This is a genomic window from Achromobacter ruhlandii, assembly GCF_902859695.1.
GTDB classification, from domain to species: domain Bacteria; phylum Pseudomonadota; class Gammaproteobacteria; order Burkholderiales; family Burkholderiaceae_B; genus Achromobacter; species Achromobacter ruhlandii.
This window is the reverse complement of record NZ_CADIJL010000003.1, coordinates 388,830-412,502: the sequence shown is the minus strand read 5'-3', so window position 1 is coordinate 412,502 and position 23,673 is coordinate 388,830. Positions and strand designations below refer to the sequence as shown.

24 protein-coding genes and 1 tRNA gene are annotated in these 23,673 nt (G+C 67.1%); 13 read left to right on the top strand and 12 right to left on the bottom strand.

The window, feature by feature from the left end; translation table 11 throughout:
- Nucleotides 1–8 precede the first annotated feature (8 nt).
- Nucleotides 9–872 carry a serine hydrolase gene (locus HV742_RS06315; RefSeq protein WP_175144685.1) on the top strand — a complete coding sequence of 288 codons (864 nt, stop codon included), beginning with the start codon at nt 9–11 and terminating at the stop codon, nt 870–872.
- Between the two features lie 12 nt (nt 873–884).
- Entirely contained in the window at nt 885–1,700 is an 816-nt protein-coding gene (locus HV742_RS06310) for a carbon-nitrogen hydrolase family protein (protein WP_217482370.1), read from the top strand.
- A gap of 75 nt (nt 1,701–1,775) precedes the next feature.
- Here HV742_RS06310 and HV742_RS06305 read toward each other — a convergent pair whose 3' ends face one another.
- The 3 genes from HV742_RS06305 to ispB all read right to left on the bottom strand — a co-directional run bounded on the left by HV742_RS06305 (nt 1,776) and on the right by ispB (nt 3,709).
- Nucleotides 1,776–2,390, bottom strand: a complete 615-nt coding sequence (locus HV742_RS06305; RefSeq protein ID WP_175144684.1) for a DUF3182 family protein — start codon at nt 2,388–2,390, stop codon at nt 1,776–1,778.
- A 115-nt stretch (nt 2,391–2,505) separates the two neighbouring features.
- Nucleotides 2,506–2,582 (bottom strand) — tRNA-Pro (locus tag HV742_RS06300).
- 161 nt (nt 2,583–2,743) lie between these two features.
- Nucleotides 2,744–3,709, bottom strand: a complete 966-nt coding sequence (ispB, locus tag HV742_RS06295; protein ID WP_054417878.1) for an octaprenyl diphosphate synthase — start codon at nt 3,707–3,709, stop codon at nt 2,744–2,746.
- Nucleotides 3,710–4,180: 471 nt separating this feature from the next.
- Here ispB and rplU point away from each other — a divergent pair, with 471 nt between their 5' ends.
- The 4 genes from rplU (at nt 4,181) to proB (ending at nt 7,462) form a co-directional block, all read left to right on the top strand.
- Nucleotides 4,181–4,492, top strand: a complete 312-nt coding sequence (gene rplU / locus HV742_RS06290) for a 50S ribosomal protein L21 (protein ID WP_006389960.1) — start codon at nt 4,181–4,183, stop codon at nt 4,490–4,492.
- 35 nt (nt 4,493–4,527) lie between these two features.
- Nucleotides 4,528–4,788 carry a 50S ribosomal protein L27 gene (gene rpmA, locus HV742_RS06285; RefSeq protein ID WP_006389959.1) on the top strand — a complete coding sequence of 87 codons (261 nt, stop codon included), beginning with the start codon at nt 4,528–4,530 and terminating at the stop codon, nt 4,786–4,788.
- Between the two features lie 342 nt (nt 4,789–5,130).
- Nucleotides 5,131–6,267, top strand: coding sequence for a GTPase ObgE (obgE, locus tag HV742_RS06280; protein ID WP_049076732.1), 1,137 nt, complete (start codon nt 5,131–5,133; stop codon nt 6,265–6,267).
- Nucleotides 6,268–6,325: 58 nt separating this feature from the next.
- On the top strand, nt 6,326–7,462 hold the full coding sequence (proB, locus tag HV742_RS06275; protein ID WP_064524041.1) for a glutamate 5-kinase: 1,137 nt from the start codon (nt 6,326–6,328) through the stop codon (nt 7,460–7,462).
- 13 nt (nt 7,463–7,475) lie between these two features.
- Here the strand turns inward: proB and HV742_RS06270 are convergent, their stop codons facing one another.
- Nucleotides 7,476–8,120 carry a winged helix-turn-helix domain-containing protein gene (locus tag HV742_RS06270; protein ID WP_231891625.1) on the bottom strand — a complete coding sequence of 215 codons (645 nt, stop codon included), beginning with the start codon at nt 8,118–8,120 and terminating at the stop codon, nt 7,476–7,478.
- Between the two features lie 139 nt (nt 8,121–8,259).
- Between HV742_RS06270 and HV742_RS06265 the strand changes: the two genes are divergently transcribed.
- Nucleotides 8,260–8,709 (top strand): helix-turn-helix domain-containing protein, encoded by a 450-nt coding sequence (locus HV742_RS06265; RefSeq protein WP_049076739.1) that lies wholly within the window; start codon nt 8,260–8,262, stop codon nt 8,707–8,709.
- 74 nt (nt 8,710–8,783) lie between these two features.
- Here HV742_RS06265 and HV742_RS06260 read toward each other — a convergent pair whose 3' ends face one another.
- Nucleotides 8,784–9,347 carry a SecDF P1 head subdomain-containing protein gene (locus HV742_RS06260; protein WP_054417875.1) on the bottom strand — a complete coding sequence of 188 codons (564 nt, stop codon included), beginning with the start codon at nt 9,345–9,347 and terminating at the stop codon, nt 8,784–8,786.
- A 372-nt stretch (nt 9,348–9,719) separates the two neighbouring features.
- On the opposite strand from HV742_RS06260, the gene thiC reads away from it, so the two are divergent.
- Nucleotides 9,720–11,633: a phosphomethylpyrimidine synthase ThiC gene (thiC, locus tag HV742_RS06255; RefSeq protein ID WP_049076743.1), complete on the top strand. Its 1,914-nt coding sequence runs from the start codon at nt 9,720–9,722 to the stop codon at nt 11,631–11,633.
- 321 nt (nt 11,634–11,954) lie between these two features.
- On the opposite strand, the gene HV742_RS06250 is transcribed toward thiC, so the two are convergent.
- The 7 genes from HV742_RS06250 to gpmA all read right to left on the bottom strand — a co-directional run bounded on the left by HV742_RS06250 (nt 11,955) and on the right by gpmA (nt 20,085).
- A complete protein-coding gene (locus HV742_RS06250; protein WP_175144683.1) occupies nt 11,955–13,367 on the bottom strand; it encodes an FAD-binding oxidoreductase in 1,413 nt (470 codons plus the stop codon).
- Complete coding sequence (locus HV742_RS06245) at nt 13,364–14,083, bottom strand: FadR/GntR family transcriptional regulator (RefSeq protein WP_169535759.1); 720 nt, start codon at nt 14,081–14,083, stop codon at nt 13,364–13,366. The genes HV742_RS06250 and HV742_RS06245 overlap by 4 nt, the downstream gene beginning before the upstream one ends.
- Nucleotides 14,084–14,168: 85 nt before the next feature.
- Nucleotides 14,169–15,359: a GGDEF domain-containing protein gene (locus tag HV742_RS06240; protein ID WP_049076749.1), complete on the bottom strand. Its 1,191-nt coding sequence runs from the start codon at nt 15,357–15,359 to the stop codon at nt 14,169–14,171.
- 129 nt (nt 15,360–15,488) lie between these two features.
- A complete protein-coding gene (locus HV742_RS06235) occupies nt 15,489–16,244 on the bottom strand; it encodes a HesA/MoeB/ThiF family protein (protein ID WP_049076750.1) in 756 nt (251 codons plus the stop codon).
- Nucleotides 16,241–17,686, bottom strand: a complete 1,446-nt coding sequence (locus tag HV742_RS06230) for a S41 family peptidase (protein ID WP_049076753.1) — start codon at nt 17,684–17,686, stop codon at nt 16,241–16,243. Before HV742_RS06230 ends, HV742_RS06235 begins: the two co-directional genes overlap by 4 nt.
- A 41-nt stretch (nt 17,687–17,727) precedes the next feature.
- On the bottom strand, nt 17,728–19,329 hold the full coding sequence (locus HV742_RS06225; RefSeq protein WP_175144682.1) for a murein hydrolase activator EnvC family protein: 1,602 nt from the start codon (nt 19,327–19,329) through the stop codon (nt 17,728–17,730).
- 3 nt (nt 19,330–19,332) lie between these two features.
- Nucleotides 19,333–20,085 (bottom strand): 2,3-diphosphoglycerate-dependent phosphoglycerate mutase, encoded by a 753-nt coding sequence (gene gpmA, locus HV742_RS06220; RefSeq protein WP_049076754.1) that lies wholly within the window; start codon nt 20,083–20,085, stop codon nt 19,333–19,335.
- Nucleotides 20,086–20,246: 161 nt separating this feature from the next.
- On the opposite strand from gpmA, the gene HV742_RS06215 reads away from it, so the two are divergent.
- Genes HV742_RS06215 through HV742_RS06195 form a run of 5 tightly spaced genes read left to right on the top strand, consistent with a single transcriptional unit; the run spans nt 20,247 to nt 23,670 of the window.
- Nucleotides 20,247–20,669: a rhodanese-like domain-containing protein gene (locus HV742_RS06215; protein ID WP_049076757.1), complete on the top strand. Its 423-nt coding sequence runs from the start codon at nt 20,247–20,249 to the stop codon at nt 20,667–20,669.
- 50 nt (nt 20,670–20,719) lie between these two features.
- Complete coding sequence (gene grxC / locus HV742_RS06210) at nt 20,720–20,977, top strand: glutaredoxin 3 (RefSeq protein ID WP_068950383.1); 258 nt, start codon at nt 20,720–20,722, stop codon at nt 20,975–20,977.
- Between the two features lie 36 nt (nt 20,978–21,013).
- Nucleotides 21,014–21,547 carry a protein-export chaperone SecB gene (gene secB / locus HV742_RS06205; RefSeq protein ID WP_049076759.1) on the top strand — a complete coding sequence of 178 codons (534 nt, stop codon included), beginning with the start codon at nt 21,014–21,016 and terminating at the stop codon, nt 21,545–21,547.
- 18 nt (nt 21,548–21,565) lie between these two features.
- On the top strand, nt 21,566–22,615 hold the full coding sequence (locus tag HV742_RS06200; RefSeq protein ID WP_175144681.1) for an NAD(P)H-dependent glycerol-3-phosphate dehydrogenase: 1,050 nt from the start codon (nt 21,566–21,568) through the stop codon (nt 22,613–22,615).
- A 59-nt stretch (nt 22,616–22,674) separates the two neighbouring features.
- Nucleotides 22,675–23,670 carry a Bug family tripartite tricarboxylate transporter substrate binding protein gene (locus tag HV742_RS06195; protein WP_049076764.1) on the top strand — a complete coding sequence of 332 codons (996 nt, stop codon included), beginning with the start codon at nt 22,675–22,677 and terminating at the stop codon, nt 23,668–23,670.
- Nucleotides 23,671–23,673 lie beyond the last annotated feature (3 nt).

Genomic DNA, 23,673 nt, shown 5'->3' with positions numbered 1-23,673 from the left:
GATCGACCATGTTCCCCTTGGGATCGCAAGCGCTGGACCGCGACGCCTTGCGCCAGCACGTCGACGCGGCGCTGACGCCTTTGCTCGCGGCCACGCCCGCGCGGGTCTCGCTGAGCCTGCGCGACCTGGATGGCGGCGTCGTGCTGGCGCGCCAGGCCGACCGCATGCAGCCATCGGCCAGCATCATCAAGGTGCCCATCCTGCTGGCGCTGCTCGAAGCGGTGGCCAAGGGCCGCTACGCGCTCGAACAGCCGCTGGCCCTGCCCGCATGCGCCGAGCGCGCCGGCGGCACCGGCATCCTCGCCCAGTTGCCCAGTGTCACCACCCTGTCGCTGGCCGAACTGGCGCGGCTGATGATCGTGCTCAGCGACAACGTCGCCACCAACGCGCTGATCGATCTGTTGGGCTCCGACGCGATCAATCAATGGAATCAGCGCGCCAACCTGGAGGCGACCTGCCTGCAGCGCCGCATGATGGACGCCGCCGCGCGCGAAGCCGGCCGCGACAACTACACCAGCGCCGGCGACACCACCGCCGCGCTCTGCTGGATGCTGCGCGACGGCATGCTGCCGCCGCCCCTGCGGACCTTCGCGCTCGACCTGCTGGCCGACCAGCGCGAACGCGCCCACTTCGGCGCCGCGCTGCCGGCGCCGGCCCACCTGGCCAGCAAGGCCGGCCAGCTGCCGGGCCTGCGCCATGACGCCGGCATCCTCACCGTGGCGGACCGCAGCGTGGTGCTGGCGGTGCTGGCCGACGGCTTCACCGACTGGCAGACCGCGCAGACGCTTCAGGGCGGCGAAGGCGCAACCCTGCTGGGGCAGATCGCGCGCGCGGTCGCGCTCGGCCTGAAAGCCCAGGCACACACACACTGACAAGGAGCCCGCATGTCCATCAGAGTGGCAGCCATCCAGCTCGATAGCCGCCGTGACCGCGATGCCAACCTGGCGGCGCTGGAACATTGGATAACGGCCGCGGCCAACGACGGCGCGAAACTGATCGTCACGCCCGAGTACAGCGATGTGCGCGGCGACACGCCAACGCTGCGCGCCGCCGCCAGTCCGATCCCCGGCGCGGTCACGGCGCGCATCGCCGCGCTGGCGCAACGCCACGCTTGCTGGATCCACCTGGGCTCGATGCATGAACGCCTGGCGGACCAGGACCGGCTCGGCAACACCGGCGTCACCTTCGCCCCCGACGGCAGCATCGCCGCCTCCTACCGCAAGGTCCACCTGTACGACGCGGTGGTCGACGGCATTCCTTACCGCGAATCCGCCGACTTCGCGCCCGGCGCGCACCTGCGGACCGTCGAGGCCGCGGGCCTGACGCTGGGCCTGAGCATCTGCTACGACCTGCGTTTCGCCGAACTCTACCGCGCGCTGCGCGCACGCGGCGCCAACGTGCTGATGGTGCCCGCGGCCTTCAACCTGCACACCGGGCGCGATCATTGGGAAACCCTGCTGCGCGCCCGCGCCATCGAGAACCAGTGCTACGTGATCGCCGCCGCCCAGATCGGCGGCGACGGCCCGGGCCTGCCCTGCCTGGGCCGCAGCATGATCATCGACCCCTGGGGCACGGTGCTGGCCTGCATGCCGGACCGCACCGGCTACGTCATGGCCGACCTCGACCCGGAGCGCGTCGCCACGCTGCGCGCCGGCCTGCCTGCCTGGGCGCATCGCCGCACCGATCTCTACCCGGGTTGACCCGCGCCGCGGAAGGCGCCAATGCCGACGTCGGTGGCGGCCTTGCGCGCTACGCGCCAGCCCGACCGCGACCGCTCAATAGCGCGCCCGCCCCTCGCCCATGCGGGCGCCCATGACCATTTCGGTCACCCAGTTCACCAGTATCGAGGTATAGGCGCGTTGCGCCGGTTTTTCCGTCAGCGCGTGGTCGGCGCCGTCGATGATCCGGTGCGTCAACGAGTGCGATCGGCGAAACGCGGAGCGATAGCTCATGATGGTCGAATGCGGGATATAGCTGTCGTGTTCCGCCTCGACCAACAGCACGTCGCCGGCGAACGCCGTGCACGCCTTCAACGCGCGGTTCTCTTCCGGCGCGACGTAGACGCTGGCATCCGGCCGCGCCAGGCCATGGCTGATGGATTTGGTGGCGACGAAGGCATGCGGCACGACCCCACCATAGAGGTCGGCGATGCCCGCGATACCCAGGATGGTCGCGCGCGCCGCCCCGGCGATACTGCGGTCAGGCACGTAATACGGCACCGGGCCGCCGCGATGGCGACTGGGCCGGTAATCGGGAACATGGCGCCCGCCCAACAGCGCGGCCAGACGCGCCGCCAGGGCGTCATGCGACGCCACTTCGTGCTCGGACGCCCGGGCGCGGCGAGGATAAGCGACCACGAGCGGGCCGTCTGCAAGAGAAAACGAGTTCATGGGCGCCACGCCAGCAAACGGCGTGCCCACGCAAAAAAGCCGGCAACGCTTGCGCGGTACCGGCTTTCAGCCAAAGGTGTCGGGAAACACCTTCAAGAATTCGACCACAGATAAGTGGTCGGGGCGAGAGGATTCGAACCTCCGACTCCTGCGTCCCGAACGCAGTACTCTACCAGGCTGAGCTACGCCCCGAGTCTGGGCATGGGCTTATACATCTCCCACACCTTACAGCTACTGACTTCGTTGCGCTCAGTGCAACCAAATCATCTTTTCGCTTCGGCTTGAAGGTTTTGCCCTTCCCGCCTCGTGAATTCCAACCTTGCTCAAAGCAGCGCTTGCAGTGCTGTTTTCAACTAGCGATCTCGATTCACCGCGAAAGCGCAGAATTCTAACAGAGAATTTAGAAAAGGGGAAACGGGATACGAAGAAAGTGCTTCGCGAGCCCGATCCGCCTCGGCCACGGCGGCCTGGCGGGCGTGCTCCAGCGCGTCCGTCGCCTGGATGGCGGCGGCCACGGCGGCGAAGTCGGCGTCGCCCGTCTTGATGGCGTCGCGGATCAATTGCTGCTGTGCCGGCGTGCCCACTTCCATCACGCGGATCAGCGGCAGCGTGGGCTTGCCCTCGCGCAGATCGTCGCCCACGTTCTTGCCCAGCGCGGCGGCGTCGCCGCTGTAGTCGAGCACGTCGTCCACCAATTGGAAAGCCGTGCCCACGTGGCGACCATAGGCGGCGGCCGCGGCTTCCTGCTCGGGCGTGGCGCCGGCCAGCACCGCGCCGACCTGCGCAGCGGCCTCGAACAGCTTGGCGGTCTTGTAGCGCACGACCTGCAGGTAGCGCTCCTGCGAGACATCCGGATCGTGCACGTTCAGCAACTGCAGCACCTCGCCCTCGGCGATCACCGTGGTGGCCTCGGACAGGATGCTCATGATGCGCATCGAGTCGGCCTCGACCATCATCTCGAACGAACGCGAATACAGATAGTCCCCCACCAGCACACTGGCGGCGTTGCCGAACACCGCGTTGGCGGTTTCCCGGCCACGGCGCAGGTCGGACTCGTCGACCACGTCATCATGCAGCAGGGTCGCGGTATGGATGAATTCCACCACGGCGGCCAGCAACTGGTGGTGCGTCCCCTGATACCCCAGGGCCCGGGCCACCATCAGCACCATCGCCGGGCGCATGCGCTTGCCGCCCGCGCCAATGATGTAGTCGCCGATCGTACGGATCAGCACCACATCGGAATTCAGCCGCTCGCGGATAACCGCATCGACGGCTTTCATATCGTCAACTATGGGGGCAATGAGCGCGGGGAGATTCAAGACGTATCCGGAGAGTGAAACGAGCCGTTCACAACAGCTCTTACCGCTGGGCCGCCGGCATGGCGGAGGGATTCGACCAGCGATTATACGGGCTGTCAGGAACCAAAGCCGGACGTAGCGACACCCCTGCCCGGGGCGCGGACGCCCCGTCCGCCACCCCGTTTCGAATCGCCCCGCCCCCGTTTTCTTGGTCGCCAGCCCCCCCCGACGCGGCGCCCAGGCCACACCTAAGCCCTTAGCCTGCAAGCGCTTTTTGACTTTTCCCCGCCCGCGGGCTAATATCCCGGATTCGGTCAGAGATGGCCGAATTACGTCGGTGAATTACGCACGCCCAGCCTTGGCAACCCATCGTGGCAACCCATCGTGGCAACCCCATCGTGGCAACCCCATCGTGGCAACCCCAGGCAGGTACTGCCAGCCCAGCAGGGCCGGCAAGCGAATGAACCCATTTACCTATTTAAGGAATACCCCATGTACGCGGTCGTAAAAACCGGTGGCAAGCAGTACCGTGTTGCCATTGGCGAAAAACTCAAGGTAGAACAGATACCGGCTGACATTGGGCAAGAAATCACCCTGGATCAAGTGCTGTCCGTGGGCGAAGGCGACCAACTGAAAGTTGGTACGCCCCTCGTCGCCGGCGCCGTGATCAAGGCAACGGTTCTTGCGCAAGGCCGCCACGACAAGGTCAAGATCTTCAAGATGCGCCGTCGCAAGCACTATCAGAAGCGTCAGGGCCACCGTCAGAACTACACCGAAATCCGCATCGAAGCCATCACGGCTTAAGACGCGACTCGGCACCACATTAGCAGGAGCTAAACATGGCACAGAAAAAGGGCGGCGGCTCTACGCGAAACGGACGCGACTCAGAATCGAAGCGTCTGGGCGTCAAGGCTTTCGGCGGTGAACTGATTCCCGCTGGTTCGATCATCGTGCGTCAGCGCGGCACCCGTTTCCACGCTGGCGTGAACGTCGGCATGGGCAAGGACCACACCCTGTTCGCGCTGGTCGACGGCAAGGTTCAATTCGGCTTCAAGGGCGCGTTGAACAAGCAAACCGTTTCGATCGTCGCCGCCGAGTAATCCTCGACGCCGCACGATCCGGCCAGCGGCGCGGTCGCCTCAGCGATCCGCCGCCGGCCAGAACGGCAAAGCCCTGTCGCGTGCGGCAGGGCTTTTTCATCGCCGAGCCGCCTCGAGATGAAAAAGCCCCCTCGGGGGGCAGCAAGCCGAAGGCGCCGCGTGGGGACCTTTCCCCTCCCCGGCCACCGCGAATACGCGGCGGCCCGCGCCACCCGATGGCGAACCCGCCGGCCGCGAGGCCGGGCGGTTTTAAGGCAGAATGAGCGGAGTGTTCCGCCCTGCCCTCCCGGCAATGCCCCGCCAAGGCGGCACAGCCCTCTAATTCATACACGCGCAGACATCATGAAATTCGTAGACGAAGCCACCATCGAAGTCGTCGCCGGCAAAGGCGGCAATGGCGTGGCGAGCTTTCGCCGCGAGAAATTCATTCCCAAGGGCGGCCCGGACGGCGGCGACGGCGGACGCGGCGGCAGCATCTTCGCCGTGGCCGATCGCAACATCAACACGCTGATCGACTTCCGCTATGCGCGCCTGCACCGCGCCAAGAACGGCGAAAACGGCCGCGGCTCGGACCAGTACGGCGCGGCCGCTCCCGACATCACGCTGCGCGTGCCCGTCGGCACCATCATCCATGACGCCGAGACCGGCGAAGTCCTGTTCGACCTGAACCGCCACGACCAGAAGGTCGTGCTGGCCGCCGGCGGCCAGGGCGGCATGGGCAACATGCACTTCAAGTCCAGCGTCAACCGCGCCCCGCGCCAATGGACCCCCGGCAAGGAAGGCGAACACCGCTACCTGCGCATGGAACTGAAGGTGCTGGCCGACGTCGGCCTGCTGGGCCTGCCCAACGCCGGCAAGTCCACGCTGATCACCCGCATCTCCAACGCCAAGCCGAAGATCGCCGACTACCCGTTCACGACGCTGCACCCGAACCTGGGCGTGGTGCGCACCTCGCCGTCGCGCAGCTTCGTGGTGGCCGACATTCCTGGCCTGATCGAAGGCGCCTCCGAAGGCGCCGGCCTGGGCCACCTGTTCCTGCGCCACCTGGCGCGCACCCGCGTGCTGCTGCACCTGGTGGACGTGTCCACCCCCGATCCCGACGCCGATCCCGTGGAGCAGGCCGTGGTCGACGCCCGCGCCATCGTCGAGGAACTGCGCCGCTACGATCCCGAGCTGGCCGCCAAGCCGCGCTGGCTGGTGCTGAACAAGCTGGACATGGTGGCCGATCCCGAGGACACCAAGCGCCGCTTCATCGAGCTGTACGACTGGAAAGGCCCGGTGTTCGGCATCTCCGGCCTGTCCGGCGATGGCACCCAGGACCTGATCTACGCGCTGCAGGACTACCTGGACGCCGAGCGCGAAAAGGAACAGCTGGCGCAGGACCAGGCCGACGGCACCTACGTCGCCGAAGACCCGCGCTTCGACGACACCCGCAGCGACGCCGACCACAAGCCGGCCGCGCCGCGCGGCGACGAATAAGCCATAATCGCAATCTCGTTCGATTACGCCTTTTCTCGCGCCGCAGCCCGCCGCCATCATGTCTGCCGAATCACCCGCCGTTTCCGTCGTCACCCACGCCCAGCGCCTCGTCGCCAAGGTCGGCTCATCGCTGGTCACCAATGAAGGCCGAGGCCTGGATCGCGCTGCCGTGGCGCACTGGGCGGCTCAGATCGCCGCGCTGCACAAGCAGGGCAAACAGGTCGTGCTGGTATCCAGCGGCGCCATTGCCGAAGGCATGGCCCGCCTGGGCTGGCGCAAGCGGCCGTCGGTAATGCACGAACTGCAGGCCGCGGCCGCCGTGGGCCAGATGGGCTTGTGCCAGGCCTACGAAGCGGCGTTCGCCGAATACGGCCTGCGCACCGCGCAGATCCTGCTGACCCACGAAGACCTGGCCGACCGTCACCGCTACCTGAACGCACGCAGCACGCTGTTCGCGCTGCTGCGCCTGGGCGTGGTGCCGATCGTCAACGAAAACGACACGGTGGTCACCGACGAAATCCGGCTCGGCGACAACGACACGCTGGGCGCACTGGTCACCAACCTGATCGAAGCCGACACGCTGATCATCCTGACCGACCAGCGCGGCCTGTACGACTCCGACCCGCGCAAGAATCCGGACGCCAAGTTCATGGCCCACGCCCAGGCCGGCGATCCGGCGCTGGAAGCCATGGCTGGCGGCGCCGGCAGCGGCATCGGCACCGGCGGCATGCTGACCAAGGTACTGGCGGCCAAGCGCGCGGCGCACAGCGGCGCGCACACCGTGATCGCCTCGGGGCGCGAACGCAACGTGCTGACGCGCCTGGCGCAAGGCGAATGCATCGGCAGCGAACTGCGCGCCGTATTGCCGGTCTGGTCGGCACGCAAGCAATGGCTGGCCGACCACCTGCGCCTGCGTGGCCGTGTGGTGCTGGACGATGGCGCCGTGCAGGCATTGCTGCGCGAAGGCAAGAGCCTGCTGCCGATCGGCGTGGTCGATGTGGAAGGCGAATTCGGCCGCGGCGACGTGGTGGCCTGCGTCGACGGCCAGGGCCGCGAGTGCGCGCGCGGCCTGATCAATTATTCGTCGGCCGATACCCGCCGCATTCTGCGCCAGCCGTCATCGCAGATCGCCCGCATCCTGGGCAGCATGACCGATCCGGAACTGATGCATCGCGACAACCTGGTCGTGCTTTGAGGCAAGCGGGGGCCTAGTCCTGCCCGACCGCGCCCAGGCCGGGCGGCGCCCCTTGCGGCATCAACATATACCCCCATCCGCGCACCGCCAGCACCGGCAGGTCGATGTTGAGCCGGCGCGCCTTGGAGCGCAGGCGCGAGACCAACACGTCGACGCGCCGCGCGCCGTCCATCGGGTCGCGCGTGGCATCGGGGAAGAAGCCCTCGCGCGGCAGGCATTGGTGCGGCGCGTTCAGCAGGCTGACGAAGAAGGCGCGTTCGGTATTGGTAAGGGGCAGGCGTTCTCCCGCCGGCCCTGACAACATCCGGGCGCGGCCATCGACACGCCAGCGCGGCATGGCATCCGCGGCGGGATGCTGGCAACGGATCTGGTTGCGCAGCACGGCATCCCATTCCGGGATGTTGGCCTGCGCCGGCACGCAAACGTGCGCACCGGCATCAAGCGCGGCGATGCGCGCCTGGGGTGAGTCGTCGGGCGATTGCCAGACCACCGCGCAGTTGGGTGAGGCGCGGCGCAACGCGGCGATCAGTTCAGTCAGATTGTCGGCCGAGCCCCGTAACACCACCACGTCAGCGGGCTCGTTGCGCAAGCGGGCCAACACCCCATCCGGGGAGCGGCACAGACCGACCTCCCACTGGAATTGGCGCAAGGTATGCACGAACTTATTGCATGGCATTCCACCAAGTTGCACGACCAGGACGTAACCTCTTTCCTGCATGGCACTGCCTTTCCGAAGTTATCACTTAAGTAATATTTATATCCACCAAAGTACCTACGGTGCAAGCTTCAATCGACGCGTGAAAACTTTTTCAGACCGACTGAAGCACGCCCGTCTTCTGCGTGGCTACACGCAGAAAACCCTCGCGCGCATGGCCCGCCTGTCGCAGAGCGCGATCGGCAGCTATGAGAGCGGGCTGCGGCATTCGAGCCGTTCACTGCGCAAGTTGGCGCAGGTCCTGAAGGTGGAACTCGAATGGCTGGAGACGGGCAAGGGCCCCATGGAACTGCCCATGGAAAGCTACGACCTGAGCGACACGCTGCCGGCCACCGGCGTGTCCGAACCGTTGCCACGCGGCATGACGCGGCGCGCGCGTCCGCTGGCCCCATGGCCCTATCCCAACATCTCGCCGGCACAGTTCGATACGCTGACGGCGGACGACCGGAACACGCTCGAAGCGCTGACGCAGACCTTCATCGAATCGGCCCAGGCGCGCCGCGGCATCAAGCCACGCGGCCGCAAGTCCTGACCCGCCCCGGCCCTCGGTCGTCAGTGGGATAAAAAAAGCCCGGCATCGCCGGGCTTTTTTTGTGCCTGCGCCGCTCAGGGCTTGGCGGGCGCCGGCGCGGCGCCTCCGGCGGGCGGGGCGCTTTCGCCACGGATCTTGGCGGCGATGTCGGAAGCGGCCTGGGCCGAGGGCACGCCGAAGGCCAGCACGCCACGGTTCAGCGGTTCGCCGATACGCGGCGCGGCGATCAGTTCGCGGTCGATCACCAGCGCCAGCATGTTGCCGACGTTCTGGCTGCTGACGTCATTGAGCTTGCGCGCGCCAGCTTCGGAGAAACGCAGTCCGACGAAGTTGGCGCCCTGGCGATCGACCAGCGCGGCGGCTTCGGTCAGGTCGGCGCGCGTCAGCACGGGCTGCTGTTGCATGTACAGCTTGCCGTCGGGCAGGCTCACTTCGACCAGGCCCGGGGCGGACTGGGTCTGGGCCACATAGAACTCGACCACCGATGCGGTGGCGGGCTGCTGCGCGGACGGCTGCTGCTGGCCCGTCGCGTCGGGCGTGGCGGCGGCGCCGGATTTGGTCGGGGCGGTCTTGCAACCCGCAAGCGCAAGGGTCATGACCACCAGGGCGGGCGCCAATTTGCGTAGGGTCAGTTGCATGCTCGTTTCCTTCTTGAGTGGACTGGGGCCTGCGGACGGACCGCCGGCTGACGAGAAAAAGTGTACAGAACCTATATGGCACTGTCTCCGCAGTCTGATTCCAAATGTAAACCGGTACTACCAGCCGCCCCAGGTCGTCCCGGCGACCGCGCTGCGGCGGTGCAGCATCGACCCGCATTCGCGTGGCGGCCGGGCAGGCTCTATACTTCGCTTTCGCGCAGGGGTACTCGTCGCGCCGAACGGCCCGACGTGTTGAGAGAGTCCCTTCGTACCAGTACGGATAATGCCGATGCTGGGAGCCGTATTCCCGCCATGCCCGCATGGCGGGAGTCCATTCCCGATCGGCTCCAAACCATTCGCTTGGAGCTTTCCATGAACGCCAATCCCAAATTCCTGGCCGCCACCGCCGAAGTCGACGCGGCCGCGGTCGCCCCGTTGCCCAAATCCCGCCGGGTCTACGAGGTCGGTTCCCGTCCCGACATCCGCGTCCCGTTCCGCGAGATCGAGCAGGACGACACGCCCACCATGTTCGGCGGCGAAAAGAACCCGCCGCTGACCGTCTACGATTGCAGCGGCCCCTACACCGACCCCGACGTCAAGATCGACATCCGCCGCGGCCTGCCGGAAGTGCGCCGCGCCTGGATCGATGAGCGCGGCGACACGGAAGTGCTGTCCGGCCCGACCAGCGAGTACGGCAAGCAACGCCTGACCGATCCCAAGCTGACGGCCATGCGCTTTGACCTGCAACGCCCGCCGCGCCGCGCCGTGGCCGGCGCCAACGTCTCGCAGATGCACTACGCGCGCCGCGGCATCATCACGCCCGAAATGGAGTACGTGGCGATCCGCGAAAGCCTGCGCCGCGAGCACTACCTGCAGACGCTGCGCGACAGCGGTCCGGACGGCGAGAAGATGGTCAAGCGCCTGCTGCGCCAGCACCCGGGCCAGTCGTTCGGCGCCGCCATCCCGGCCGCCATCACGCCGGAATTCGTGCGCGACGAAATCGCGCGCGGCCGCGCCATCATTCCCGCCAACATCAACCACCCGGAAGTCGAGCCGATGGCGATCGGCCGCAATTTCCTGGTCAAGATCAACGCCAACATCGGCAACTCGGCCGTCAGTTCGGGCATCGGCGAGGAAGTCGAGAAGATGACCTGGGCGATCCGCTGGGGCGGCGACACGGTCATGGATCTGTCGACGGGCAAGCACATCCACGAAACGCGTGAATGGATCATCCGCAATTCGCCGGTGCCGATCGGCACGGTGCCGATCTATCAGGCACTGGAAAAGGTCGACGGCAAGGCCGAGGAACTGACCTGGGAGATCTTCCGCGACACGCTGATCGAGCAGGCCGAACAGGGCGTGGACTACTTCACGATCCACGCCGGCGTGCGCCTGCCGTTCATCCCCATGACGGCGGACCGCATGACGGGCATCGTCTCGCGCGGCGGCTCGATCATGGCCAAATGGTGTCTGGCGCACCACAAGGAAAGCTTCCTGTACGAGCGCTTCGAGGAAATCTGCGAAATCATGAAGGCCTACGACGTCAGCTTCTCGCTGGGCGACGGCCTGCGTCCGGGCTCGGGCTATGACGCCAACGACGAAGCCCAGTTCGCGGAACTGAAGACGCTGGGCGAGCTGACGCAGGTGGCCTGGAAGCACGATGTGCAGGTGATGATCGAAGGCCCCGGCCACGTGCCGATGCAGATGATCAAGGAAAACATGGAGCTGCAGCTGGAACATTGCCACGAGGCGCCGTTCTACACGCTGGGCCCCCTGACGACCGACATCGCGCCGGGCTACGACCACATCACCTCGGGCATCGGCGCGGCGCTGATCGGCTGGTACGGCACGGCGATGCTCTGTTACGTGACGCCCAAGGAGCACCTGGGGCTGCCGAACAAGAAGGACGTGAAGGACGGCATCATCACGTACAAGATCGCGGCGCATGCGGCGGACCTGGCCAAGGGCCATCCGGGCGCGGCGATCCGCGACAACGCCTTGTCGAAGGCGCGCTTCGAGTTCCGTTGGGACGACCAGTTCAACCTGGGCCTGGATCCGGACACGGCCAAGGAGTTCCACGACGAGACGCTGCCGAAGGACTCGATGAAGGTGGCGCACTTCTGCTCGATGTGCGGGCCGCATTTCTGCAGCATGAAGATCACGCAGGACGTGCGCGACTACGCGGCGTCGCAAGGCGTGAGCGAGAAGGAAGCGCTGCAAAAAGGCATGCAGGAGAAGTCGATCGAGTTCGTGAAGAAGGGCGCCGAGGTTTACCACCGGCAGTGATCTTCTGAACGGATTTTGCCTTTGCCGGGCTGGTCGCTGATGGCGGCGGTTTGGTGGACTTGGGGCGATATGAAAGGCCTGGATGCGTTGCTCCAGGCCTTTTTTTGTTATCCGTGGTGTTTTTTTGCGGAGTTGGTCTGATCTTGGGTTGCGAGGGTTGGATTCTTGAGGCGCCCGATGGAATCCGAAGGCGAGGACGAGGATGAGGCAGGGGCAGTCCGGAGCGAACGCTCCGGACCGCAGTCGTGGGCGCCCGCCATCGGGTCCGCCCGATCGAGAGGCGACCTACGAAGCGCCGCCCCCCCCGCCAACAAGCCCTTCTTACAGCAACTTCCCCGGATTCATGATCCCCTTGGGATCCAGGACCCGCTTGATTTCCCGCATCAACCGCAACTCCAGCGCGTCCTTGCTATGCAGGAAATGATCCCGCTTCAGCTGCCCGATCCCGTGCTCGGCACTGATGCTGCCGCCGTAGCGGTTGACCTCGTCCAGGACCGCGTCGGTGATGGCGGCGCCGTGTTCGGCCACCCAGCCGCGCTCGGCGCCAGCGGGGCGCGACAGGTTGTAATGCAGATTGCCGTCCCCGAAATGGCCGAAGATGAAGGGGCGGATGTCCGGGTACAGCGCGCGCACGCGGGCTTCGGCCGACGCCATGAAATCGGGAATGCTCTCGATGGGCAGCGACACATCGTGCTTCAGGTGCGGGCCATCGGCGCGTTGCGCTTCGGAGATTTCCTCGCGCAGCTTCCATAGCGCCTGCAACTGCGCCAGCGACGCGGAGACGGCGGCATCCAGGCACAGGCCGCGCTCGAGCGCGGTGCCGATCACATTTTCCAGCAGCGCCGTCAGCGCCGCTTCGTCGGCGGTGTCGGCCAGTTCGACCAGCACATAGGCCGGATAGCGTTGGTCGAACGGTTCCTGCACGCCCGCGGCGTGGGTCAGGACCAGGTCGAGGCAGTCGCCGGAGAAATACTCGAAGGCCTGCAGGCGCGCGCCGCATTGCTCGAACAGGATCTCGAACAGCCGCAGCGCCTGGGCCGGCGATTCGACGGCGGCCAGCACCACCGAACGCACATCGGTGCGCGGATACAGGCGCAGCGCCACGGCCGTGATGATGCCGAGCGTGCCTTCGGAGCCGATCAGCAGTTGCTTGAGGTCGTAGCCGGTATTGTCCTTGCGCAGCGTGCGCAGGCCGTTGAAGATCTCGCCGTTGGGCAGCACCGCTTCCAGGCCCAGCACCAGCTCGCGCGCCATGCCGTAGCGCACCACGTTGACGCCGCCGGCATTGGTGGCGACGTTGCCGCCGATCTGGCTGGAGTCTTCGGCGGCCAGGCTCAACGGCAGCAGGCGGCCGGCATCCTGCGCGGCGCGGCGCAGGTTGCCGAGGATGCAGCCGGCTTCGGCGACCATGGTGTTGGCGACGGTATCGATGGCGCGCACGCCGTTCATGCGGTCCAGGCTCAACACGACGTTGGCGGGCGCGGCATCGGGCGTGGCGCCGCCGCACAGGCCGGTATTGCCGCCGCGCGGCACCACCGGCACGCCGGCTTCGTTGCAGAGCGACAGGCAGGCGGCGACCTCGGCGGTGGTGCGCGGACGGACCACCGCCTGGGCGTGGCCGTTGTACAGGCCGCGCCAGTCGGACAGCCAGGGCGCGATATCGTCGCTGGCGGTGAAGACGGTGTCGGTACCCAGGGCCTGGACCAGGCGCTGGGCGATGTCGGTTGTGCTCATGATGTCTGCCTGGAGGCGGGAAAGAGGGAATCTAGGCGCAGGCGGCTGGCCGCCTGGCGCAGGTGGCTTTCGGCCATGAGACGCGCGCGCGGGGCATCCCGCTCGCGGATGGCCTCGAACACGGCGACGTGCTCGTGGTGCACGGCATCGGTCATGCCCGCCAACTGGCGGCTGTTGGCGCGCGCGGTGGTGACGGCCAGGCGCAACTGCAGGTTCAGGTATTGCAGCAGGTCCTGGTAGAAGGGGTTGTGGGTTGCCGCCGCGATCGCCAGGTGAAAGGCGATGTCATGCTCGACCCCGTGTTCGGGATGGTGCTGGTGGCGTTCCAGGTCGGCCAGGGCGCGCGCCATGGCGTCCAGGTCGGCGGCGCCGCGGCGCTCGGCCGCCAGCGCCGCCGCGCCCCCTTCCAGTTCCATGCGCAGTTCGTAGACATTGGCCAATTGCTCGCGGCTGACGGCGATATCGGCGGGCACCTGGAAGCCCTGCGCGCCGGTGCGCGCCAGCACCACGCAACCCGAACCCTGGCGGCTCTGGATCAGGCCCTGCGCGCGCAGGCGTTCGGTGACTTCGCGAATGACGGCGGCACTGACGCCGTACTGTTCGGCCAGGACGCGGCCGGATGGCAGCTTGGCGCCCACGGGATAGACCCCATGGGCGATGTCGCCCGCGATCTGGCGGGCGACCTGTTCGGTCAGGGTCAGGCTCTTGGTCAGCATAGCGATCGAGTATAGCGCATACTTTTCAGGTTATCTGATAACTTTTGATGAAGCGGGCCGGCTTTTGCCCCCGTGCGGAGACGACTCAGGCCACTGCGGTGGCGTCGCCGGCCTGGAGCACGTCCTCGGCGTCCGGCAGGCCCGCCACCGAACAGCGGCGGCCGCCGCGCGCCTTGGCGCGGTACAGCGCGGCATCGGCGGAATCGAGCACTGCCTGGGCCTTGCGATTGGCGCCGGAGATGATCGAAATGCCGATCGACAGCCCGACGCTGACGCGGGTGCCATCGGCCAGCACGATGGGCTGGCTGGCGTCATGCAGCAGGTGGTTGCCCAGCCGCAGCGCGGCGGTGGCGTCGATGCCGGTGGCCAGCACGATGAATTCATCGCCGCCGATGCGGGCGGCGACGTCATCGACGCGCAGCATGGCACGCATGCGTTGCGCAATGGTCTTCAGGACGTGGTCGCCGGCGGCATGGCCATGGGTGTCGTTGATGATCTTGAAGTCATCCATGTCCATGTAGAACAGCGCGGCGGCGCTGTCGTGCTCGCGCGCGCTGGTGCAGATACGCTCGAGCGCGGCTTCTAGCCCGGCGCGGTTGGCCAGGCCGGTCAGGGCGTCCTGGCTGGCGCGGCGTTCGTTCTCGCGCTCGGCGAGCATGGTGGACACCAGGATGCGCCGCAGCCGTTGCGAGGCGATGCTCATGCTGACCAGGTAGAACGGAATCTGGATGAAAACGATGGCGGTGACGTATTCGCCGGCGAACAGCGCGCCCAGGCACATCGGCCCCAGGCTCAGGAAGATCATCGCCGCCACCAGCCGTGGCGCGCCGTAGTTGCGAAAGCAGATGCCGCCGGCCATCGCGCCGCAGGACACGCCCGCCAGCGTGGCGGCCAGCCAGTCGTGATTGAGGAAAGTGACGAAGACCCCGTAACCGACGCTGAAGGCCCACAGCAGGGCCAGCACGATGTAGATGTCGGTGTGGGTGTTGCCGCCGCGGGCGGCATTGCGCAGGGCCGAGCGCAGCACGGTGACGCGCACCACGGCCAGCAGAACCTCGAGTATCAGCCAGGAGAGATAGAGCGGCTCGGGCCGGCGCCAGGCCACCACGCCGGAGATCATCAGGGTGTTGATGACGCCGCCCGCGAAAATCGGCAAGGTGCCGAACAGACTGGCGATCAGGGCGGCGCGGATATCCGCGGGCGTATCCTGCCCGGAATGCGTCAGCCAACGGGTCAGCCGCCACTTGGGCAGGCTGAAGCTCAATCCTGTGTCCACACCGTTACGTCCAAAGCTGCCTGCCCTTGAGCGGTAGGCTGGCTGGCGTTATAGCAGGTATTTCAAGCCTTTAATATTGTCCGCGAAGGCAATGGCCGACGGATTTTTGAGGGACGGAATAACGCGACGTCAGTGCCCGCGGGCGCCGCAAACGGCGCATTCAGGGTCGCGCTGCACGTTGACGCTGCGCCATTGCATGGTGCGCACGTCCAGCCACAGCAGCCGCCCCGACAGGCTTTCACCCACGCCGGACAACAGCTTGAGGGCCTCGGCCGCCTGCATGCTGCCGATGATGCCGACCACCGGCGCGAACACGCCCATGGTGGCACAGTTGGCTTCCTCGACGTCGTCTGCCTCGGGAAACAGGCAGTGGTAGCACGGCGCGTCCGGGTCGCGCAGGTCGTAGACGCTGACCTGGCCGTCGAAGCGGATGGCGGCGCCCGACACCAGCGGCTTGCGATGCTGCACGCAGGCGCGGTTGATGGCGTGGCGAGTGGTGAAATTGTCGGTGCAGTCCAGCACCAGGTCGGCCTGCGCCACCGCGTCGGACAGGGCCTGGCCCTGCAGCCGCTCGACACGGGCATGCACGCGGGTCTGCGGATTGAAAGCCGCCAGCATGTCGCGCCCGGACTCGGCCTTGGGCCGGCCCACGCTGGAAGTGGTGTGCAGGATCTGGCGCTGCAGGTTGCTGAGTTCGACGACGTCGTCATCGGCCAGCGTGATGTCGCCGACGCCGGCGGTGGCCAGGTAGAGCGCGGCGGGCGACCCCAGTCCACCCGCCCCTACGATAAGCACTCGCGCCGCCAGCAGTCTTTCCTGCCCTTCGATACCCAGCTCGTCGAGCAGGATATGGCGGGCGTAGCGCAGCAGTTGCTCGTCGTTCATTTGTCCTTGCTGGGCTCGACTCCGGTCGGCGTGATCTTCATGCGCTGGGCGGTGCCGGCGCCGGGCTTGGCGTCGGCCTTGGCCTGGGCGCGGGCCGAACCCTTCTGCACCGGCTTGCCGGCCAGCAGGTTGATCGCCTGCTGCAGCTGGAAGTCATCCTTGCCGCCGAATTCGAACACCTTGGTCGGCACGTCGACGTTGTCCTGGTCCGAGTTGGACTTCACTTCGTTGGCCGTGCCCGGGTTCGACAGGTGGCGTTGCAGGTCGGCTTCGCGCGGCAGGCGGAACAGGTCGCCATCGGCGGTGTCGGCCACGACGTAGTCGGGCTCGATGCCGGTGGCCTGGATCGAACGGCCGCTGGGCGTGAAGTAGCGCGACGTGGTGAGCTTGACCGCGGTGGTTTCCGACAGCGGCAGGATCACCTGCACCGAGCCCTTGCCGAAGGTGCGGTTGCCCAGCACCTTGGCGCGCTTGTGGTCCTGCAGCGCGCCGGCCACGATCTCGGAAGCCGAGGCCGAACCGACGTTGACCAGCACCACCATCGGCACGGTCTTGGTCCAGGCCGGCAGGCCCGACAGGTAGTTGCTTTCGCCGCGGGCGTATTCCGACGGGGTCGCCAGGTACTTGTGGCGCGCGTCAGGGGTGCGGCCGTCGGTCGACACCACCAGGGCGTCGGCCGGCAGGAACGCGCCGGACACGCCGATGGCGCTGGTCAGCAGGCCGCCCGGGTCATTGCGCAGGTCGAGCACCAGGCCCTTGGGCGCTTCCTTGGCGCCCAGGTCCTTGAGCTGCTTGGCCAGGTCGACGCCGGTCTTCTCCTGGAACTGGGCGATGCGCACGTAGGCCACGCCGTTGTCCAGCATCTTGCTGCGCACGCTGCGCACCTTGATGATGTCGCGCACGATCTTGAGCACGATCGGCTGCGGCCGGTCGGCGCGCATGATGGTCAGCGTGATGGGCGACTTGGGCGCGCCGCGCATGAGCTTGACGGCGTCGTTCAGCGACATGCCCTTGGTGGGCGTGTCGTCGATCTTGATGATGAGGTCGCCGGCCATGACGCCCGCGCGCGCGGCGGGGGTGTCTTCGATGGGCGAGATGACCTTGACGAAGCCGTCTTCGGCGCCGACCTCGATGCCCAGGCCGCCGAACTCACCCTGCGTGGCCGTCTGCATTTCGCGGAAGGCGTCGGCATCCAGGTAAGCGGAATGCGGGTCCAGGTTCGACACCATGCCGGAAATGGCATTGTCGATCAGCGTCTTGTCGTCCACCGACTCGACGTAGTTGTTCTTGATGGCGGCGAAGACGTTGCTCAGTTGCCTGAGTTCATCCAGCGGCAAGGGACTGCCGCGCTGGGCGACAGCGGTGACGCCCACGCTGAGCAGGACACCTGCCACCGCACCGATGGCAATCAGACCGAAACCGCGAAACTTGCGAGTGCTCATGCACACTTCCCGAATGGTTTTCGCCCTTGAGGGTTTTTGGCTTACTGGGCCAGCCACTGGGCTGGATCCACAGGAGCGCCGCGATGGCGAATTTCAAAGTATAGGCCGGATTCCACTTGGCCGCCGGTTGCGCCTACCGAAGCAATAGTATCCCCCGCCGCGACGGAATCGCCCACCCGTTTGAGCAGACTTTGGTTGTAAGCATAGACGGTCAGATATTGCTGGCCATGATCCACAATGATGAGGTTGCCGAAGCCTCTCAGCCAATCGGCATAGACCACCGTGCCGGGGGCCACCACCTTCACGGGGGTTCCCTCGGGCGCGCGCAGCACGATGCCGCGCCAGACGCCGCCGTCCGGGCGATCGACCCCGAAACGGCCCTGCACCTGGCCACGCACCGGCGCCGCCAACCCGTGGCGCAGCCCGTTGCCGCCGCCTGCCGGCGCGGCGCGCGGGGTCTGCTGGACCGATGCAGTACGGGTTGGAGTGGATTCCGCCTCCACGGGTTCCGCCTTTTTGGGGGGATCCGCGGGTTTTACCGGAGGCGGCGCCTCGGCCTGCCCGGTCAGGCGGGTATGGCGGGTATCGGCCGGGCGCAGGCCAGCGGCGTCCGGATCGGCCACGGCCACGGGCCCCCGCGCCTGGCGCGACGCGGCCTCGACCTGTTCGCGCGCTTCGGCGGCCTCGCGGGCCTCGCGCGCATTGCGGTCGCGACGGGCATTGTCGGCCGCGGCCTTGTCGGCGGCCGCCTTGCGGTCGGCCTCGGCCTTCCTGCGGGCCTCCTCGGCGCGGCGGTCGGCTTCGGCCTTCTTGCGGGCTTCTTCGGCGCGGCGGGCCTCCTCTGCCTTGCGGGCTTCCTCGGCGCGGCGGCGCGCCTCTTCGGCCTTGCGGGCCTCTTCGGCCTGCTTGACGATGGCCGCGTCCAGGTCGGTGATCAGGCGCGAGAGTCGCTGATCGTCGCGACCCAATTTGTTGGCTTCGGCGCGCTGGGCGGCGATCTGGCCTTCCAGCTGCGCCAGCAGCGTGGCGCGTTCCTTTTGCTGGGCGACCAGGGCGGTTTTCTGCTCGGAGGTCTCCGCCACCAGCTTTTCGATTTCGGCGCGGCGGGCGTCAGCGCGCCCCTGCAGCGCCGCCAGGCGGTCGATATCGGCCCGCAAGGCCTCGACGGCGCGGGCACGGGCCTGGGATACATAGTCCAGATAGCCGAGGTTGCGCCCCAGCACCTGGGGATCGTCGCCCGACAGCAGCGCTGTCCAGGGCGACAGGCCGCTGGTGTACTGGGTACGCAGTTGGTCCGCCAGTTCGACGCGGCGCTTGGCCAGCACAGCCTGCTGGGCGGTGATCTGCTTTTCCAGGCCGGACAGGTCGGTGGTCGCCTGGCGGTTGGCGTCGGCCAGTTCCTTCAGGCGCAGGTTGATTCGGGAGATCGCCGATTCCGACTGCTTCAGGGCGTCGGCGGCTTCCTTGCGGGCCGCTTCGCGCGTATCGATATCCTTTTGCAGGTTCTCGATGCGGTCGCGCAGCTGCGCCTGCTGCCTTTCGGCTTCGGACTGGCGGCCGGCGAGATCGTTGGGCGCGGCGCCCGCCGGCAGCGCTCCGCCGGCCAGCATGACCGCCAACAACCATCCCGCCTTGCGCACCATGTATCAGTCCTTCTTCGCCTTGCCCTGGGCCGCGACGGCGGCCATGGCCGCCTCGATCTCGGCGGCATCGCCCAGATAATAGTGGCGGATGGGACGCAGGTCATCATCCAATTCGTACACCAGCGGCTGGCCGGTGGGGATGTTCAGGTTGACGATGTCGTCGTCGGACACGTTGTCCAGGTGCTTGATGAGCGCGCGCAGGCTGTTGCCGTGGGCCGCGATGAGCACCTTGCGGCCGGCGCGGATGGCCGGGGCGATGGATTCGTTCCAGAACGGCAGCACGCGCGCCACGGTGTCCTTCAGGCACTCGGTGGCCGGCAACTGGTCGGCCGGGATCTTGGCATAGCGGCTGTCAAAGCGCGGGTGGCGCTCGTCGTCCAGCGACAGGGGTTCCGGCGCGATGGCGTAGGCGCGGCGCCAGATCAGCACCTGCTCGTCGCCGTACTTGGCGGCGGTTTCCGCCTTGTTCAGCCCCTGCAGGGCGCCGTAGTGGCGCTCGTTCAGGCGCCAGTTCACGCCCACCGGGGTATACATGGCGTCCATGGCGTCCAGGGCGATCCACAGGGTGCGGATGGCGCGCTTGAGCACCGACGAGTAGGCCAGATCGAAGGTGTAGCCTTCCTTCTTGAGCAGTTCACCCGCCTTGCGGGCCTGTTCACGGCCGGTTTCGGTCAGGTCGACGTCGGTCCAGCCGGTGAAGCGGTTTTCCAGATTCCACTGGCTTTCGCCGTGGCGCATGAGAACGAGTTTGTGCATGGTTTGGCAGGCGTGTAACGCGGGTTAAAGTTGCGGAATGCGCTCATTTTATAATTGAGCGATTTTGCCCTTGATTTTGCCCCGGCGCACCCGTCAATTTCGCGGCGCGGCGCGTCAGGGTTCGCCCTTACCAGGCTAGACGCCGCACTTCAGGATGCCCCGTGGACCTTCTGCAATTCTTGCTCGATAAAAACAACATCTTCATTGTCGCCGTAACCCTCGTTTCCGGCGTCATGCTGGCCATTCCCGCCCTGCGCAAGGGCCGCACCGGCTCGGCCGTGAGCACCACGGAAGCCATCCAGATGGTCAACCAGCGCCAGGCCGTGTGGGTCGACGTGCGCCCCGCCGAACAGTTCCAGGCCGGCCACATCGCCCAGGCCCGCAGCGTGCCGGCCGCCGACCTGGAACAAAAGGCCGCCTCGCTGCCCAAGAACAAGCCGCTGGTCGTGGTTTGCGACAATGGCCGTGATTCCGCCCGCGCCGCCGCCAAGCTGCGCGCGCAGGGCTTCGCCGACGTCGTGCCGCTCGAGGGCGGCATGCGCGCCTGGCTGGCCGCCAGCCTGCCGGTTACCCAGAAGGGTTGAACCCGGGCGACGCGCCCCCATCTTATCGACAGAATCCGCCTGGAGCGCCTATGAATAAAGTTGTCATGTACAGCAAGGACTATTGTCCCTATTGCGCCCGCGCCAAGGCGCTGCTGGAGCAGCGCGGCGTGACCGACCTGGAGATCATCCAGATCGACCGCGAGCCCGGCCAGCGCGATCGCATGATCGAACGCACCGGCCGGCGCACGGTACCGCAGATCTTCATCGGCGATACCCACGTCGGCGGTTGCGACGACCTGATGGCGCTGGACCGCTCGGGCGGCCTGGCCCCATTGCTCAACGGCTAACGCCCCTTTTTGCCCCTCCCACCAACGGAAACACTCATGGCTGATCAAGACCAAAACACCCAGCAAGAAGGCGGCAACGACGCGCCCTCGTTCAATCTGCAGCGCGTCTACCTGAAAGACCTTTCGCTGGAAATGCCGAACGCGCCCCACGTCTTCCTGGAGCAAGAAGCCCCCCAGGTCGAAGTGAGCATCACCGTGGGCGGCCAGCGCCTGGCCGAAACCGTGTTCGAAACCACGGTCACGGTCACCGTCACCACCCGTGTCAATGACAAGGTCGTGTACCTGGTCGAAGGCACCCAGGCCGGCATCTTCGAAGCCGCCAACATTCCCGAAGAACAGCTCGACCCGCTGCTGGGCATCGTCTGCCCGACGATGCTGTACCCGTACCTGCGCGCCAACATCGCCGATGCGATCACCCGCACCTCGATGCCGCCGCTGCACCTGACCGAAGTCAACTTCCAGGCCCTGTACGAGCAGCGCCTGGCCGAACTGCAACAGCAGCAAAGCAATGCCAACGGCAACGGCAGCGACTCGGGCATCATCCTGCCCGCCAGCGCCACCCGCCAATAAGGCGCACCGCGGCGCTCCATGAACCAGCCCACCTCGCCCAGCCTGCGCGTTGCCGTCCTGGGCGCGGGCAGCTGGGGCACCGCGCTGGCGGCGGCCGCGAGCCGCCGCCACCCCACCGTACTCTGGGCGCGCGATCCGGCGCAGGCCGCCGACATGGCCGCCCGCCACGAAAACGCGCGCTACCTGCCCGGCATCCCGCTGCCGCAGGCCCTCACCGTTTCCTCCGATCTCGACTCGACCCTGCGCAGCCTCAAGCAGGACGGCGCGGCGGGATTGATCATCCTGGGCGTCCCGGTGGCCGGCCTGGCCGCCACCTGCGCCGAATTGGCACACCGCCTGCCCGCCCTGGGCCTGCGCGACACCCCCATCGTCTGGACCTGCAAAGGTTTTGAAGCCGACACGGCGCGGCTGCCGCATGAAATCGTGCGCGAAGCCCTGCCCGACGCCATCGGCGGCGTCCTGTCGGGCCCCTCCTTTGCCCGTGAAGTGGCCCAGGGCCTGCCGGTGGCGCTCACTGTCGCCAGCGACAACGCCGACTTGCGGGCCGCCACCACCCAAGCGCTGCACGGCGCCGCGCTGCGCGTCTACGCCAGCAGCGACCTGGTCGGCGTCGAAATGGGCGGCGCGCTCAAGAACGTCATCGCGGTGGCCTGCGGCATTGGCGACGGCCTGGCGCTGGGCACCAATGCCCGCGCCGCGCTCATCACCCGCGGCCTGGCCGAGATGACCCGCTTTGGCGTTGCGCTCGGCGCGCGGCCCGAAACCTTCGCCGGCCTGACCGGCCTGGGCGACCTCGTGCTGACCGCGACCGGCGAACTGTCACGCAATCGCCGCGTCGGACTGGAAATCGGCGCCGGCCGCAAGCTGGCCGACATCCTGGCCAGCGGCGTCACCGCCGAAGGCGTGCGCTGCGCCCGCGCCGCGCTGGAGCGCGCGCGCGCCATCAACGTCGAACTGCCCATCACCGAAGCCGTGTGCGCCGTCCTGTTCGAGGGCGTCGCGCCCATGACGGCGGTGTCCGCGCTGCTGGCGCGCAACGCCCGCGACGAACACGGCGACGACACCTGACGCTCGCGGGTCTTCCACCCCATAACAACACCACGCCCGACACCCTGGAGACATCCTTCATGACGCATACCCGCAAGTTCCGGGTCGGCCGCCTGCTGCGCGGCCTGTGCCTGAGCCTGGCGGCCATCCTGCCCGCCGCCGCCCACGCCGATTGGCCCGAACGCCCCATCCATCTGGTGGTACCGTTCCCGCCCGGCTCCTCGCCCGATATCCTGGCGCGCACCATCTCCGAACCGCTGTCGCAGGCGCTGGGCCAGCCCATCGTCGTCGACAACAAGCCCGGCGCGGGCGGCAACATCGGCACCCGCATCGTCGCCCAGGCCAAGCCGGACGGCTACACCCTGCTCTACACGATCAACGGCCCGCTGGTCACCGCCCCCACGCTCTACAAGAAGACACTGGGCTACGACCCGCTGCTCGACCTGGCGCCCGTGACGCTGGTCGGCACCAGCCCCAACGTGCTGACCGTGCCGGGCAATCTGAGGAATGTGAACTCGGTGCAGGATTTCGTGCGCATGGTGAAGGAGCACGGCAGCTCGCTGAACTACGGCTCCGTCGGCCCCGGCAGCTCGGCCCACCTGGCCATGGAAATGTTCAAGGAGCGCGCCGGCATCGACATGGCGCACATCCCTTACGCCGGCTTCCCGCAGGTCATCAGCGCCATCATCGGCGGCGACATCCAGGCCGGCTTCATGGTCCCCGCCATCGCCGTGCCCCAGACCCGCGACGGCAAGGTCAAGATCCTCGCCGTCACCAGCCTGCAGCCCAGCGACACCCTGCCCGGCGTCCCCACCATGGCTTCACAGGGCTACCCCGATTTCGAAGCCATCTCCTGGAACGCCATCCTGGCCCCCGCCGAAACGCCGATGCCCATCATCGAGCGCCTGAACAGCGAACTGACCCGCATCATCAACAGCGACACGGTCCGCAAGCAGATGGCGCTGCAATACTTCACGCCGGCCGCCTCCACCCCCGAGGCCCTGACCGTCCGCATCCGGGACGAAAAGGCGCGCTGGGACCAAGTCATCCAGAAGCTGAACCTGTCGCTCGACTGATTG